This window comes from Alkalimarinus coralli, assembly GCF_023650515.1.
Taxonomy (GTDB): domain Bacteria; phylum Pseudomonadota; class Gammaproteobacteria; order Pseudomonadales; family Oleiphilaceae; genus Alkalimarinus; species Alkalimarinus coralli.
The window spans coordinates 2,307,401-2,320,682 of sequence record NZ_CP096016.1 but is presented as its reverse complement, the minus strand read 5'-3'; the positions used below and the strand labels follow the sequence as shown (position 1 = coordinate 2,320,682).

At 45.2% G+C, this 13,282-nt stretch carries 15 protein-coding genes and 1 pseudogene; 4 read left to right on the top strand and 12 right to left on the bottom strand.

From position 1 onward, the window contains the following. Positions 1 to 15: 15 nt before the first annotated feature. The 7 genes from ahbB (MY523_RS10285) to MY523_RS10255 are packed head-to-tail and all read right to left on the bottom strand — an operon-like array spanning position 16 to position 4,045. Positions 16 to 531 (bottom strand): siroheme decarboxylase subunit beta, encoded by a 516-nt coding sequence (gene ahbB, locus MY523_RS10285; protein WP_250658676.1) that lies wholly within the window; start codon positions 529 to 531, stop codon positions 16 to 18. Between the two features lie 33 nt (positions 532 to 564). Continuing rightward, positions 565 to 1,008, bottom strand: a complete 444-nt coding sequence (locus MY523_RS10280) for an Lrp/AsnC family transcriptional regulator (protein WP_250658675.1) — start codon at positions 1,006 to 1,008, stop codon at positions 565 to 567. Continuing rightward, entirely contained in the window at positions 1,001 to 1,558 is a 558-nt protein-coding gene (gene ahbB / locus MY523_RS10275) for a siroheme decarboxylase subunit beta (RefSeq protein WP_250658674.1), read from the bottom strand. The genes MY523_RS10280 and ahbB (MY523_RS10275) overlap by 8 nt, the downstream gene beginning before the upstream one ends. 6 nt (positions 1,559 to 1,564) lie before the next feature. Beyond that, a complete protein-coding gene (locus tag MY523_RS10270; protein ID WP_250658673.1) occupies positions 1,565 to 2,029 on the bottom strand; it encodes a hypothetical protein in 465 nt (154 codons plus the stop codon). Positions 2,030 to 2,040: 11 nt separating this feature from the next. Then, entirely contained in the window at positions 2,041 to 3,276 is a 1,236-nt protein-coding gene (locus tag MY523_RS10265; RefSeq protein WP_275975294.1) for a cytochrome D1 domain-containing protein, read from the bottom strand. Positions 3,277 to 3,308: 32 nt separating this feature from the next. Next, positions 3,309 to 3,680, bottom strand: a complete 372-nt coding sequence (locus MY523_RS10260) for a c-type cytochrome (RefSeq protein WP_250658672.1) — start codon at positions 3,678 to 3,680, stop codon at positions 3,309 to 3,311. Positions 3,681 to 3,724: 44 nt separating this feature from the next. Further along, positions 3,725 to 4,045: a plastocyanin/azurin family copper-binding protein gene (locus tag MY523_RS10255; RefSeq protein ID WP_250658671.1), complete on the bottom strand. Its 321-nt coding sequence runs from the start codon at positions 4,043 to 4,045 to the stop codon at positions 3,725 to 3,727. 195 nt (positions 4,046 to 4,240) lie between these two features. Here MY523_RS10255 and MY523_RS10250 point away from each other — a divergent pair, with 195 nt between their 5' ends. Continuing rightward, positions 4,241 to 4,981, top strand: coding sequence for a PhnD/SsuA/transferrin family substrate-binding protein (locus MY523_RS10250; protein WP_250658670.1), 741 nt, complete (start codon positions 4,241 to 4,243; stop codon positions 4,979 to 4,981). Between the two features lie 108 nt (positions 4,982 to 5,089). Here MY523_RS10250 and MY523_RS10245 read toward each other — a convergent pair whose 3' ends face one another. The 5 genes and pseudogenes from MY523_RS10245 to MY523_RS10225 all read right to left on the bottom strand — a co-directional run bounded on the left by MY523_RS10245 (position 5,090) and on the right by MY523_RS10225 (position 9,721). After that, positions 5,090 to 5,287 carry a PEP-CTERM sorting domain-containing protein gene (locus tag MY523_RS10245; RefSeq protein ID WP_250658669.1) on the bottom strand — a complete coding sequence of 66 codons (198 nt, stop codon included), beginning with the start codon at positions 5,285 to 5,287 and terminating at the stop codon, positions 5,090 to 5,092. 309 nt (positions 5,288 to 5,596) lie between these two features. Then, positions 5,597 to 5,734 carry a hypothetical protein gene (locus tag MY523_RS10240; RefSeq protein ID WP_250658668.1) on the bottom strand — a complete coding sequence of 46 codons (138 nt, stop codon included), beginning with the start codon at positions 5,732 to 5,734 and terminating at the stop codon, positions 5,597 to 5,599. A 296-nt stretch (positions 5,735 to 6,030) separates the two neighbouring features. Continuing rightward, positions 6,031 to 7,191: an ethylbenzene dehydrogenase-related protein gene (locus MY523_RS10235; protein WP_250658805.1), complete on the bottom strand. Its 1,161-nt coding sequence runs from the start codon at positions 7,189 to 7,191 to the stop codon at positions 6,031 to 6,033. Positions 7,192 to 7,242: 51 nt separating this feature from the next. Further along, positions 7,243 to 7,800: pseudogene (locus MY523_RS21855) on the bottom strand (NapC/NirT family cytochrome c); the annotation flags it as partial. Positions 7,801 to 8,077: 277 nt separating this feature from the next. After that, positions 8,078 to 9,721 (bottom strand): nitrite reductase, encoded by a 1,644-nt coding sequence (locus tag MY523_RS10225; RefSeq protein WP_250658667.1) that lies wholly within the window; start codon positions 9,719 to 9,721, stop codon positions 8,078 to 8,080. 359 nt (positions 9,722 to 10,080) lie between these two features. On the opposite strand from MY523_RS10225, the gene MY523_RS10220 reads away from it, so the two are divergent. The 3 genes from MY523_RS10220 (at position 10,081) to MY523_RS10210 (ending at position 13,025) form a co-directional block, all read left to right on the top strand. Then, positions 10,081 to 10,527, top strand: a complete 447-nt coding sequence (locus MY523_RS10220) for a c-type cytochrome (protein WP_250658666.1) — start codon at positions 10,081 to 10,083, stop codon at positions 10,525 to 10,527. Positions 10,528 to 10,537: 10 nt separating this feature from the next. Then, the gene (locus MY523_RS10215; RefSeq protein WP_250658665.1) at positions 10,538 to 11,929 is read left to right on the top strand and encodes a cbb3-type cytochrome c oxidase subunit I; all 1,392 of its coding nucleotides are present in this window, start codon (positions 10,538 to 10,540) and stop codon (positions 11,927 to 11,929) included. A 172-nt stretch (positions 11,930 to 12,101) separates the two neighbouring features. Further along, the gene (locus tag MY523_RS10210; protein WP_250658664.1) at positions 12,102 to 13,025 is read left to right on the top strand and encodes a 4Fe-4S binding protein; all 924 of its coding nucleotides are present in this window, start codon (positions 12,102 to 12,104) and stop codon (positions 13,023 to 13,025) included. The last annotated feature ends 257 nt before the right edge of the window (positions 13,026 to 13,282 follow it).

Genomic DNA, 13,282 nt, shown 5'->3' with positions numbered 1-13,282 from the left:
AGATTTGTTCCGTAACTATTTCTTGATTCTCAAGCCCGTTTTTTTGAGTATGCGCTTGCTAAACAACACGTCATGGCCTCGGTTGTTTTCATCCAGAAGCTCGACAATTGACTGAATGTGTTCGTCAACTTCTGCCTGTGTACGGCCGTGAACCATGGCAAACAGGTTATGTGGCCAGTCGGGCAGGTGTCGCGGTCTGTGATAGCAATGGCTAACAAAATCCAGCGAACCCAGCTTTCGACCCAGTGTATTAATCATATCGTCAGGCACATCCCATACGGTCATACCATTGAGTGTGTAGCCCAATTTGTAGTGATCAGGCACAACGGCGATTCTACGTATGACGCCCATGTCTTGCATGCGCTGCATACGGGTAATAATCTCGTCCTCGGTTACGCCGAGTTGTTCAGCAATTTCCAAATAGGGGCGAGGTGTTAGAGGAAGCCCTTCTTGTGTAGCGACGATAAGCTTTCTGTCGAGTTCACTGGGCTGAAATGTACTGTGGGTTTGGGCAGTAGGTGAGGTATTCATTTCGGAAGACTCTGACTTAAAGGGGGTAAAGTTTTAAACTGGAAAGTACAAGCCGACATAGAACTCTTCAAGTTTTGGCATGTTGTAAACTTTATAGCCGGTTGTTTCTTCAATTCTTTGAATAGTGGACGTTATCTCGTTCGGGTTTTCTGTACCCAAAACAAACCACATATTTAGCTTATGGTCACGCTCATAGTTATGCGCAATCTCAGGAAATTGATTGACCTGTTCAGCTACTTTGTCAAACTCATCTTCGGGAATGCTCATGGCGGCGAGAGTAAACGCCCCGCCAGCTTTTTCGATTTGATACATCGGGCCAAAACGAGTCAGGGTCTTGTTTTCGAGCAACGACTCAATTCTCTGAATAAGCTCTGCCTCAGTAATGCCGAGTGGCTTGGCTGCTTCCTCGTAAGGGCGGGGACAAATAGGAAAGCCTCGTTGCAGTTGATTTATTATTTTGCGATCAATTTCATCCATGATTTACAGCCTTTTTCTCAATATTCCACTGGTATGTTGATGGCGTGCTAGGGGAGGATGGGTGCTGCTTATGAAAGCGGCCTCCGCACTGCTTAAATTGCTTGTAGCTAAATAGGACGTCATGCTCAATTTCGTTGAGTTGGCAAACTTCCCTTAGTTGTTCAAGCTGCTCAAGCACCTGGCTGCGGTCTTTACCGTGTATCATACAAAAGAGGTTATAGTTCCAGTTTGGCAGCCTGCGCGGCCGACGATAGCAAAGAGTAACCAAACCGGACTGCTTGATGCGTTCACCTATGTCATCAACAAGCTCATCGCTAACATTCCAGACGACCATGGCATTAGCGTTATAGCCGAGTTTATGGTGCTTTATCACCAGTCCAAACCGTTTAATCAGGCCACTATTGATCCATTTTTCAATACAGCTAATAACTTCTTGCTCGCTGCTTCCGATAATATCAGCCAATACCTGATAAGGGCGCGGGTCAACTGGGAGCCCTTCTTGAATAGCGCACTTCAGCGCTTGTTGTTGAATATCGTTTAACTCAGTCATGTTGATTTAACTCCAATTCAACTTGAACCCTAGGTCAATATGGTAGGCCTGTTCCATCGGTAAGTTTAGTATGGGATAGCCAGTTTTGTTTTCTATTGCCTGTAGTGTTTTCTTTAGGTGCTGTTGATCTGTCGCGGTAACGACAAACCAGAGATTATATTTGTGCTCACGGGCGTAGTTGTGATTCACTTCGTCGAACTGGTTGACCATTTCAGCGACTTCACTCAGCAGCTCTTCAGGCACAGATATGGCAGCCAATGTACTATCGCCTGCTTTTTTGTGATTGAAAACCGGGCCAACTCGTGACACGACATCAGTTTGCTGCAGTGACGAAACGCAATCGATAACGTCTTGTTCCAGTACCCCCAGCTCATCGGCTATGTCTTTAAAAGGAGTGGCGGATAGGGGAAACCCTTTTTGGTAGCGGTCAATAATTTTTTGACCTAATGCATCTACAGCTATACTCATCATCAGATTCCGGTTTAAAGGCCTATCCTGTGCGCTCGAGAAGTAAAAAATATCCCGCTTGGCTTAAGCGCTTTAAGCGAGGTTATTTCTTCGTAAGTCGTGGTGTTATAGATTCTTACTGTATCTTCGTCGCGAACAGAGACCCAAACCTCTTCGCCGCGTGGAGTAAACTCCATATGAAGCACTGCTTTGCCTGGTTTTAATGTCTTTTTAAGCTCAAAAGACTCGGCATCGATCATTTGCAGTGTGTCATTTTTGGGAAAGGCAAAATTGACCCAGATTTCGCGAGCATCAGGGCGCGACATGACGAATACCGGCTGACCATACACGGGAATTTCTCCCACTTGAGTCCAGCTATTCATATCAACAACCAGTACCTCGTGACGACCTACTGCTGGCACAAACGCATAATTGCCGGCAACAGCCCAGCCTTCGAGGTGAGGCATTTTGTAGACTGGCAGTCTTTCCTGGCCTTTGCCGTAATCGGGTAGAATCAGTTTGGATCCTTTTTCCGGATGCCATAGGTCAATAAGTGCTAAGCCATCCTGACCAAACAATCCGGCAATATAGTAACGACCATCTGGAGATATCAAGGCATCGTAAGGTTGCTTTCCAACACTTTTTAATTTTGTAATCTTGGGTGCCGTGCCTTCTGCTGAACTTGCATCGGAGAAGTCTGCGATCCAGGTTTCGTTCCCTTCAAACAGACTAAATACAAACCTTTGCCCTGGCGCGTCGACCAATCCAACGGTTTTTGACTGCTTCTGTTCGCCATTTTCGTCGGTATATATGGCTGGAATGTCGGCAACGAGTTCAAGGGTTTCAGCATCAAATACTTTTACGCCGCCTGGTGTATAGTTTGATACCGCAATAAGTTTTCCATCTTGAGATATCGCACCCCCAATGCTGTTACCTGCTTGCAATACGCGCTTCGCAATATTCTGATTGAGAATATCTACTTTGGTCAGCCCTCCATCGCGACCAAAAACATATGCATATTGCTCATCTCTGGAATATACGATTGAGGCATGAGACAGGTCTCCCAACCCTTCGATTCGTCCTTCCACCGCTCTATCAGACGTATTGACTATCGAAACAGCTCCGTCGGCTCTCTCAATAATAGTGCCCAAATCACCACTTGCCTTGTATTGCGTGACAGTCGTTGATGCACATCCACCCAATAGTGTTGCAAATGATAGAGTGGTCGTTAGTATGGCTGCTTTAAGCTTCAGTTTATTTTGGCTTGGCATTTTCTTGGTTCCAAAGCGGTATAGTGTTGGGTTTATTTGTTGATTTGGCCTGAGTATAGATACTCTGCTATCCACTCAGCATCACGCTCACTGATGATTGATTTCCAGGGTGGCATGGCGGTTCCGCTTCTTCCGTGAAGGATCGTCAACTTAATATATTCGATGTTTTTGCCCTTGAACTCTTCAGGCAACAAGGAAGGCCCCAGTCCACCCTTAAGTGTCATACCGTGGCATGAGCCACAATCGTGTTTAAGCATATGTGTAAGCTCTGCTGCGCGATCAGCGGATATTTCACCGTCGGTCTCACTCGCAACGGCTCTTTTGGCAATGACGGCTAGTACAATGATGGCGATTACTACGGTAAGTTGAATAGCCAACTTTTTAGGTGATGCGGTTTTAGACATATAGGGTCTACCACTGATGTTTAATGGTTACTCTGTGAGTGTGGCTATTCTGTAACTATGACAGTACCCAGCATTTCGGGGTGCGGGCCGCAACGATATGGAAAAGTACCCACTTCGTTAAACTCAAGTTCGAATGTTTCTTCAGGAAAGAAGTAGTCAGGCTCTGGGTCGCCACGCTCTTCAAACCAGACGCTGTGATACTGACGTTTTTCATTGTTTGTCCAGCGAATCTTGGTTCCTTTTTTTACGGTGATTTCTTTGGGGATAAACTCAAACTTTTTAATGCTAACGTCCGCTACGTCACCTGCGTTCACTGTGAATGAAATAATCAAAGCCATAAAAGCTAAGATGACTTTATTAAACATTGCCCGCTCCTTTTATGTTTTTATAAACACTTATAAGTTTAGTGCCTGATTGGGTTTCTACACCTTGATTAACCCATCTGTGGTGTTGATACTGTCACAGCATTAACCGTCGTTGCTTGATGGTAGTCAACATAGCTTAAAGGTCTTTGAGCTACTTTGACTGAACTCAATAATTGAATGGCCCAGGAAATGAAATTGAAACGTTATACTTCAATAGTGATAGTGTTGTTTAGTTTTATTATATCTATAAAGGTATTTTCTGCGCCGCTCGAACTCGTTCTGCCACTCGGGGAGGGTGGTAGCCAAACATCACGATCAATTGAAAGTTTCAAGCAATACATGCTGAAACGAGAGTGCTCAGTTGACCTTAAGTTCAAAGAAGGGGGTGTAGCAGGAGATATTTACTTTTCGGCGGCACCTCAAGCCTCGTTGGGCCAGGAAGTGAGAGACTACGAAACGCTCAATCGTGTGAAAACGTATAAAAATTTCCCATTGACGACAGCGATTATCATTAAAGCAAGTACAGGCGTCTCTGACTTAAGTAGTGTCGCAGGGGAGAGGCTTAGCATTATTTCTGAAACATCCTATCTGGGAGGGGAACAAGTTAGGAAGCTTTATAATGATGAAGGGGTTGTTTTAGACGATGAAAATATCTATCTAACACAGCATTATGAAGGCGCAATCACCTTATTGCTCCATGGGGATGTCTTTGTTGCTGCGGTGCCGGGGCCGTTGGCCAGGCGCTGGGAAAAAGCTAATAACCTGAATATTATTGCAGAGAGTGAGCCGCTTGATATAGGGGGCATGTTAATCAAAAAGGCACTTTCTGAAGCCCAAAAGACGTTATGCGAATCAGCATTTGTTGACCTGAAACGAACTACCCGACGGGACAAGCGAATGAATATATTTCCTGCCTGGGTAGAAGGGTTTCAGTGAGTGCTGACGGCCAGGTCGTCAGCACACCTGTTTAACTATAGCTGGAGAGCTATGTTTGAAGGGCCTATGTTTTACAGCCTGTTTTTAAATGGTCTATGTGTGACGCCGTTATGCGTGACGGCGTGAAAGACTCAATGCAACCAGACCGAGAGCGATGAGCGCAATGGAGCTTGGTTCTGGCACGTCAGCGACTTTGTATGCGGTGACCGTTGCCTCGACAGTTTGATAAAGTGTGCAACCCCTGTCTCCGCAGGCGTCGCCAACTGTTGAGAATTCGACACCAAATACTGAACCGTCAGTTAGCATTACATTGCCTGGTTGTCCGCCTGGCCCGAATGTTAGTCCTCCTGCACCAAACCAGTCAAATGTGAAGAGTAAGTCAAATCCCCAAAGGGCACCCCCTAGGCCTGTCCCTGTTGCGGATGTTGTTTCGGGCTGGTCGAATGCGAGAGTTGCCTCTACAAATCCTCCTATGGCACCAAACCCGCTGGGTGGGCCGTATATTTCTATATCAAAGAAATCAAATGTGTAGCTGTCACCAGCAGCTAAACTGAATATTTCACTGTCCAGCCCCGAAGCAAGGCTAAAACTGCTGGAACAACCACTGCAAAGGCTTTACCCTGCGGTATTAACAGAGGAGCCGCCACTGTCAACATCAAAATTAAGTTGTGGCATAGCTTGCAAGTTGGCGGAAAAACCCCATGTGACGAGTAGGGCTGTCATCAATACCTTAAATATATATCTTGTTTTCATTCTATATCTCCCAGGTAATGTTGTATTGCGATAATTATTGTTCGCCCACGGGCTAAGGCAATTGATGGGCCACAGTTTATTTATTGACCAATAATCAGGTAGATTGAGTGTTTAAAAAATATACATATTCTAAAGGGTGTAAATTATATTGACGAACCTGTGAAAGAAGAAAAAAGGGCTCAATGCATAAGGAAGAGAAGGAAGAAAAGTGGACTACTTTCCAGTGTGGGAGATATAAAAAAGCCACCCAAATGGGTGGCTTGAGGGTCTGGTAGGCGAACCTACCAAGAGGAGGATTATTGCTTGGTTGCGTTTATCTCTATGCCTTCCTCGTCTTTGTCGAAACCTAGACGGTAGCCCAGAGATACATGATGGAAGCGTGAGTCACTAAAATCATCATGAATTGCAAAACCGAAGTTATAAACGTTGGCTGTATCAAAGCTTACATCCCCAGGCTTATCTGAAGCCAGTTTACGAGTCATTTCTACAGTCCAGATGCCATCCGTCAGGTTAGACGTAAATGTTGCACCTTGCCCGCCGCTCATCTTACGTTCTTCCAAGAGGTAACCGTCTTCAACTTTTCCCGTTCCAATTTCATAGCGGATCAGGTCCAGGAAGTTCTTGCCCTCAAGTTCAGCTTTGATCTCGTCTTCTGACTTCAGCTTATCCCAGCCACCGAGTTTTTTACCGCGTCGTCCTTTGTATTCAACTTTGGTGCGGCTTTCAGCGATATATTTGGTAATGCCGCCAGATGTATCAAGTCTTGATGAGTCTGCATATGCCTTAATGGTTGCGTCATCCACTTCGCCAGGCATGTTCTTGACATCATCATGACAGCTTCCCCAGCAGCCTGACCGATCAGCAAACTCGACATCATCGCTACCAAACATCATGGCAAGCTTAACCTGGTTATCTGGATCCATTTTACCGCCATCAGCGAAAGGAATTGCAGCATGTTCACCTTCTGGCCAGCTAAACTTCATGTACAGGTTCTCTGCGTCGTAAGTCGCCTGAACAGTCACCGGGATGCTGCCGCGCTTACCAGGAATTACTGACTCTTCAAGTTTCTCGCCGGTTACGATTTTGGCACCCATATCCATTGTTTCAGCGTCGTGACACTCTACGCACCGATCACCTTTAGTGAATGCTCTCTTTCCGCCGTGCTCTCTGCCGTGAATCCACTCAATTGATGCAGTTCCAGGGAAGAACAGAGTAATATCTCTGGATGGAACGGAATCCCAGTTAACACCGCTGGTTGCACCAGCCGTTGCTGGGGTTGCCTTTGCAGTCGAGGCACCTGAAGCTGCTGCTTCTTCAGCTTTTTTAGCCGCTTCGGCTTTTTTACGTGCTTTTTCCTCTTCTTTGCGAACCTTTTCTGCTTCAGCGTCTAGTTTGGCCTGCTCTGCAGCTTCGATATCACGCTGGAATAAATGGAGAGTCGCGTCAGGTTTAGCCATTTCAGGGTCTGGCGCTTCAAGTTCTTCCAGTTCTTCGTCTGTTAGCAGGTGACGAACGCTCTTGTGTGCAATGCCTTTGTGGCAGTCAATACAGGTATTACCCTGTTGGATTGCCGCCGTGTGCTGCTTAAGTGCGCGTGGCTTTTGCGAATTCTGGTGCATGGATTCGAAGTTGTGGCAGTTTCGGCACTCGCGGGAGTCCGACTCTTTCATTCGTTTCCATTCATTTTTAGCAAGTTCCAGGCGTTTGGCATCAAATTTTTCAGGCGTATCGATAGTGCCCAAAATTTTATGAAGTACTTCATTCGACGCTTGAATCTTGCGCTGGATTTTGTGTATCCAGTCTTTCGGTACGTGGCAATCAGGGCAGGTTGCACGAACACCGGAGCGGTTACTGTAGTGAATGGTTTCTTTGTATTCTACATAAACGTTCTCTTCCATTTCATGGCATGAGATACAAAATTCTTCGGTGTTAGTCATTTCCAGAGACCAGTTAAAACCACCCCAGAAGATGACACCTATTGCCATGAATATCAGGGAGGTTCCGATAGTGGTACCCAGAATTATCTTTTTGGATAAAAGTTCCTGTAACCAGGACTTATTCTTCATTGCTTTGCTCCACCCAGGCTGCTCGAATAGGAGAAGACAACGGAGTTATTGCTTGTGGCAAGCCCTGTCGTCTTTTCTTTTACAGATTTATAACCTGATTCTTTTATTGACGTTATTTCCCAGGTGTACCGCATCATGTAGATGGTACGAGAAGGAAATAAAGTTCTTTTATGTTTTTTGCACTATGTGCCTTACGTTATCGGCCAGGTTTGCTCGATGCCGTACGGCAAAATGGAGGACATTGAATACAATGTCCTCCTTGGTTTTGCTACAACTACTAGGTTTTGTGGTTCGCACGGTTAAATACGTTGAACTTACCAGTAGGTGTGGTTAGACCTTTGATGCGAGTCTTCTCTTTAAGTGTCTTCGCGTCATAAACTACGATTTCACCGGTTGGGTTCTTCGCGTCAGCACGGTTCCAAACTGAAACCCAAACTTCTGTGCCGTCTTGGTTGAACTCCATGTGAAGTGCAGCTTTGCCTTCTTCTTCAGTTACACGGATAGTTTTAACAATCTCATGTGTATCTTTGTCGAAAACCTGAACGCTTTGCTGTACTTCTGGCTCTGGGTGCTTCAACTGATCAGCCCAAACGTATTGTGAGTCAGGGTGAGTTCGGATGAATACGCCAGCACCATCAGTTTCAACGGTGTAACACATTTTCCACGCTTGATCTGGGTGCCCGATTGGGTCGTTGCCCCAAACAGAAACTTCGCCTTTACCAAGGTGAGTGGTTGCGCCAACAGGGCCGCACTTCTTATCAGTCCAGTTAGCACCTGGTCCTGGGTGTGGAAGTGAAGCAACGTCGATCATCTTCTCAAGCTTACGCTCTTTAGTATCTACAACAACCATCTTGTTAGATGCGTTTGCTGCGATCTGGAAGTAACGACCTGTTGGGTCGAAGAAGCCATCATGCAGGAATTTGGCTGTATCCATTTGCTCGATACGTAGGTTGTCGATGTCGCTGTAATCAACCTGCCACATTTGGCCTAGCTCTTTAATAGCAACCATCCAGGTTGGCTCGTTAGGTGTGGTGTAGATTGCCGCAACACGTGCTTCGTTTACGTACTCACCGTCAACGTTGATACCACGAGAAGAAACGACTTTCAGAGGCTCAAGTGTTTCTGCGTCCATGATTACGAAGTGTGGAGGCCAGTAACCGCCAGCAATAACATATTTACCGTCACCAGATACCGCGATATCTCGAGCGTCATATGCCATCTTGGTTTCAGCTACAAGCATCTTCTCTGGAGTCTGCCACAAATCGATCTTGTTGACTTTACCGTCGCGACCGATGGTGTACCAGAAACGTCCTACAGCATCTTTAGGATGTTGTGTTTTGTGGTGCTCTGAACCTTTGATTACGTGTACCGCGTAGCCAGTATCGATGTGAGCAACGATCTCATGCTTGTCGCCATCGACAATAGCGGCTTTACCTGCGTCACGCTCGATTACTACGAAAAAGTTTTCCCAGTTGCGGCCGTGTAATGGCTTGGTTGGGTAATCTTTTGGAGCAACATACTCTTTGGTATGTTTCTTCATCATTTCTAGAGACATTTCAGGTGGAACAGGTGGTTCCATCTGGATATAGGTAGCAAGCATTGAGATCTCTTTTTTACTAAAGATATCGTCAAAGTTGTTCATGCCGCCTTCAGTACCGTAAGCGATGATTTTCTCTAAACGCTTCTGGCCTTTCTTCAGGGTCTCTTTAGGTTCAAGGTTTTTACCTGTTGCACCCTTACGCAAAACACCGTGGCAACCTGCACAACGCTGGAAGTAAAGTGTCTTTGCTGTTTCAAAGTCAGCTTCGCTAAGAGTGGGTTTTGCAGCAGCTGCAGCAAACGCTCCAGTGCTTCCAGAAAGAGCTGCTGTAGTCAGGGTGACTGCTGCCGCTAGCTTTCCTAATTTTAGAGTTTTTCTCATTGATGACGTCTCCCTTCAAGGACTAATTGTCGGAAGTAAAGTTATGCCTCTAAGGAATTACAAACCTTGACTCTCATCAAGAGAAATAATGAGAGTTAAAAATCAAAAACCTAATTGATAAAAGATTGATCTGGGTTATGGTTTATGTGTTTTTGAATATAAGTTGCTAATACCTATAAATAAGTATGTCTTGTGTTTGATTAGATAGAAGTAAGTATCGGGAGGTGGTTTTTGTGAAAAAAACTTTTTTTAAAATTATAAGGTTGACCAAAATCAAGGGTTTTAAATCTGTGGACGCGTACCTTTAGCGTGCACTCAATTGCTGACAACAATTGCTAATAACGAAGGAGAGCATCGAAATGGCTGAGCGCTTTACCAAGAGCATGGCCAGAAACATCTATTTGGGGGGGAGTACCTTCTTTATCTTGTTGTTTCTTGGCCTAACGTTCGACACTATGCAAGCGATGCCGGAGCGAGACAACCGTGAAAACTTAACGGAGTCTGTTGCTAACGGTAAATTGCTTTGGGAAGAAAATAACTGCCTGGGCTGTCATAGCTTATTTGGTGAGGGTGCTTACTTTGCACCAGAACTGGGTAACGTATTCCAGCGACGAGGCATGGGGAATGAAGAAGCATTTGTAGGCTACTTTAAGGGCTGGATGAATGCGATGCCTACTAACGTACCGGGTCGTCGTCAAATGCCACAATTTAACCTCAATGATCAGGAGTTAGAAGACTTGGCTGCGTTCCTTATATACGCAAACGGGATCAATACTAACGACTGGCCACCGAATGTAGAAGGTTAAGGAGAGCAGAATGAAATTTCAATCACAGTCGGCTGCAATGCCGTACTTCATTTTTGCCCTCGCGCTGTTTGTTGGTCAGATCGTATTCGGTTTGATTATAGGCTTACAGTACGTGGTGGGTGACTTTTTATTCCCTGAAATACCTTTCAACGTAGCGCGTATGGTTCATACCAACTTGCTTATTGTCTGGTTGTTGTTTGGCTTCATGGGTGCTGCTTATTATCTGGTGCCTGAAGAAGCAGAAACTGAGCTATACAGCACCAAGTTAGCCTGGGCGTTGTTCTGGATATTTGCTGCAGCAGGTACGTTGACCATTATTGGTTATCTTGCTGTTCCTTATGCGACATTGGCTGAAATCACAGGTAATGGTCTACTGCCTACCATGGGGCGTGAGTTCCTTGAAATGCCGACCATCACCAAAGTCGGTGTTGTTATTGTTGCATTGGGCTTCTTGTTCAATATTGGTATGACTGTACTTAAAGGCCGTAAAACTGTAATCAATATTGTATTGATTACTGGTCTGTTAGGTTTGGCACTGTTCTTCCTGTTCTCTTTCTATAACCCTCATAACCTGGCATTGGATAAATACTTCTGGTGGTGGGTAGTTCACCTATGGGTTGAAGGTGTATGGGAATTGATCATGGGTGCAATTCTGGCCTTTGTATTAATCAAAGTAACGGGTGTTGACCGCGAAGTTATTGAAAAGTGGTTGTACATCATTATCGCAATGGCATTGATCACAGGTATTATTGGTACAGGTCACCACTTCTTCTGGATTGGTCCACCAGAGTACTGGCACTACTTGGGTTCTATCTTCTCTGCACTTGAGCCTATTCCATTCTTCATGATGACTGTGTTTGCATTCAACATGGTTAGCCGTCGTCGTCGTGAGCATCCTAACCGTGCTGCTACTTTATGGGCATTAGGGTGTGCTGTAATGGCGTTCTTGGGCGCAGGTGTGTGGGGCTTCCTTCATACTTTGGCTCCAGTGAACTATTACACTCACGGAACTCAGGTAACCGCAGCTCACGGACATATGGCATTCTATGGCGCATATGTAATGATCGTTATCACAATGATCTCTTACTCAATGCCAATTATGCGTGGTCGTCCAAACGGCAACTCTCGTCAGGCTCAGGTTCTTGAAATGTGGAGCTTCTGGCTAATGACTATCGCGATGGTATTCATCACGCTATTCCTAACCGCTGCAGGTATCTTGCAGGTTTGGATGCAGCGTATTCCGGAGTCTGGTCAGGCGCTATCCTTTATGGCGACGCAGGATAACATCGCGTTGTTCTACTGGTTACGTGAAATCTCTGGCGTAATATTCTTTATCGGCCTATTAACTTACATCGCTAGCTTCTTTGTGAAGGGTGATGCAGTTGAAGTAGCTGAATCATAGAATAGTCCAGGCATGGCTGTTGGGGTTTTTGCCCTTTCAGTCAAATAGCCTGAAAGGGCGGCGAAACAGCCCTGTTACCAAAAAAGGCGGCTTAAAAACCAAGGTTTGAAGGTCGCCTTTTTCGTTCTATTTTTAATGTAAAGGCTTCATCTTACCGGAATAGGGTGGATAGATGAAAAATCTTCAACGTAACCGTCTTATTACCCGTACAGCATTCTTTTTTCTGTTTTTGCTGGCTCCTGTGTTGGATATCTTCCGCTTTGACCTTACTGAAACTCATTTTGTTATCTTAGGACAGGCGTTAAGTCTCGATATTACTAAGAGCTGGGTGCTAAGTGGCACGCCACTCGACACAGGTTTAAGAATACTCTTTAGATTCGTATTGCCGCTTATAGCGATTATTTCCATCGGTATTTTCATTTTCTGGAAGTGGGGAAGAATATACTGTGGATGGTTGTGCCCTCACTTTTCGGTGGTAGAGACCATTAATGACCTAATGCATAAGCGCACCGGTAAGGTTACGATATGGGAAAAGGCCAAGCCTGAGTCCGCTAAAGGTACTGTTGCCGATTGGTCGTTAATTGTTCTGGTGAGTGTCACTATTGCATTTTCATGGGCGCTAGGGCTGCTTTCGTATTTGCTTCCACCCATCCTTCTCTATATTGATTTGGTGAATTTTGATTTATCTCGTGGGGAGACTATTTTTCTATGCGTAGCGACGTTAGCGTTTACCATTGACTTTGTTTTTGCCAGGCACCTGTTCTGCAAATATGGCTGTGCAGTTGGTGTGTTTCAGAGTTTGTTTTGGATGATGAATCCAAAGTCTATGGTCGTGGAGTTTGATCGCGAGCGGGCCTCACTCTGTAAAGGTTGCGATAAAGATTGCGAAGAAGCATGCCCCATGCGCTTACCTGTGCGCAGCTTTAAAAGAAGCAAATTTACCTGCACGCAGTGTGCACAGTGTATTAGTGCGTGTGTCGAGGTTCAAAAAGATAACCCTGATGGCAGTCTGTTAGCGTGGGACGAAGGTGAAAAAACCAAACAGACGTCGCTGATTCCCATGGTTTCGATTGAAACATCAAAATCAAAAAAATAGTCCAATCACATTGATAGCAGAGCCTGTCTTAAATCAAGGATATTTTGGGCTAAAAATGACAAATTACGCCCAATGTTTGTGATTATCCAATTACCCGTGTTTTGTATAGGGTGCGCTTGCGCACCGGCTTGTGTTCAAACTCCTGTAAGATACTCACTTAACAGTTTAGTAGTGATGTAAGTGAACGAATGGTGCGCAAGCACACCCTATAAGTGTTAGTCGTTCTTCAAAATAATGTTATGTATAAACGGGTCAGG

Bases quoted from the DNA above. Each gene is read 5' to 3' on its own strand.
- MY523_RS10220 (WP_250658666.1), top strand. From the start codon at position 10,081: ATGGCTGAGCGCTTTACCAAGAGCATGGCCAGAAACATCTATTTGGGG.
- ahbB (WP_250658676.1), bottom strand. From the start codon at position 531: ATGAATACCTCACCTACTGCCCAAACCCACAGTACATTTCAGCCCAGT.
- MY523_RS10260 (WP_250658672.1), bottom strand. From the start codon at position 3,680: ATGTCTAAAACCGCATCACCTAAAAAGTTGGCTATTCAACTTACCGTA.
- ahbB (WP_250658674.1), bottom strand. From the start codon at position 1,558: ATGACTGAGTTAAACGATATTCAACAACAAGCGCTGAAGTGCGCTATT.
- MY523_RS10215 (WP_250658665.1), top strand. From the start codon at position 10,538: ATGAAATTTCAATCACAGTCGGCTGCAATGCCGTACTTCATTTTTGCC.
- MY523_RS10225 (WP_250658667.1), bottom strand. From the start codon at position 9,721: ATGAGAAAAACTCTAAAATTAGGAAAGCTAGCGGCAGCAGTCACCCTG.
- MY523_RS10245 (WP_250658669.1), bottom strand. From the start codon at position 5,287: ATGCTAACTGACGGTTCAGTATTTGGTGTCGAATTCTCAACAGTTGGC.
- MY523_RS10255 (WP_250658671.1), bottom strand. From the start codon at position 4,045: ATGTTTAATAAAGTCATCTTAGCTTTTATGGCTTTGATTATTTCATTC.
- MY523_RS10280 (WP_250658675.1), bottom strand. From the start codon at position 1,008: ATGGATGAAATTGATCGCAAAATAATAAATCAACTGCAACGAGGCTTT.
- MY523_RS10240 (WP_250658668.1), bottom strand. From the start codon at position 5,734: ATGAAAACAAGATATATATTTAAGGTATTGATGACAGCCCTACTCGTC.
- MY523_RS10265 (WP_275975294.1), bottom strand. From the start codon at position 3,276: ATGCCAAGCCAAAATAAACTGAAGCTTAAAGCAGCCATACTAACGACC.
- MY523_RS10235 (WP_250658805.1), bottom strand. From the start codon at position 7,191: ATGGCTAAACCTGACGCGACTCTCCATTTATTCCAGCGTGATATCGAA.
- MY523_RS10270 (WP_250658673.1), bottom strand. From the start codon at position 2,029: ATGATGAGTATAGCTGTAGATGCATTAGGTCAAAAAATTATTGACCGC.
- MY523_RS10210 (WP_250658664.1), top strand. From the start codon at position 12,102: ATGAAAAATCTTCAACGTAACCGTCTTATTACCCGTACAGCATTCTTT.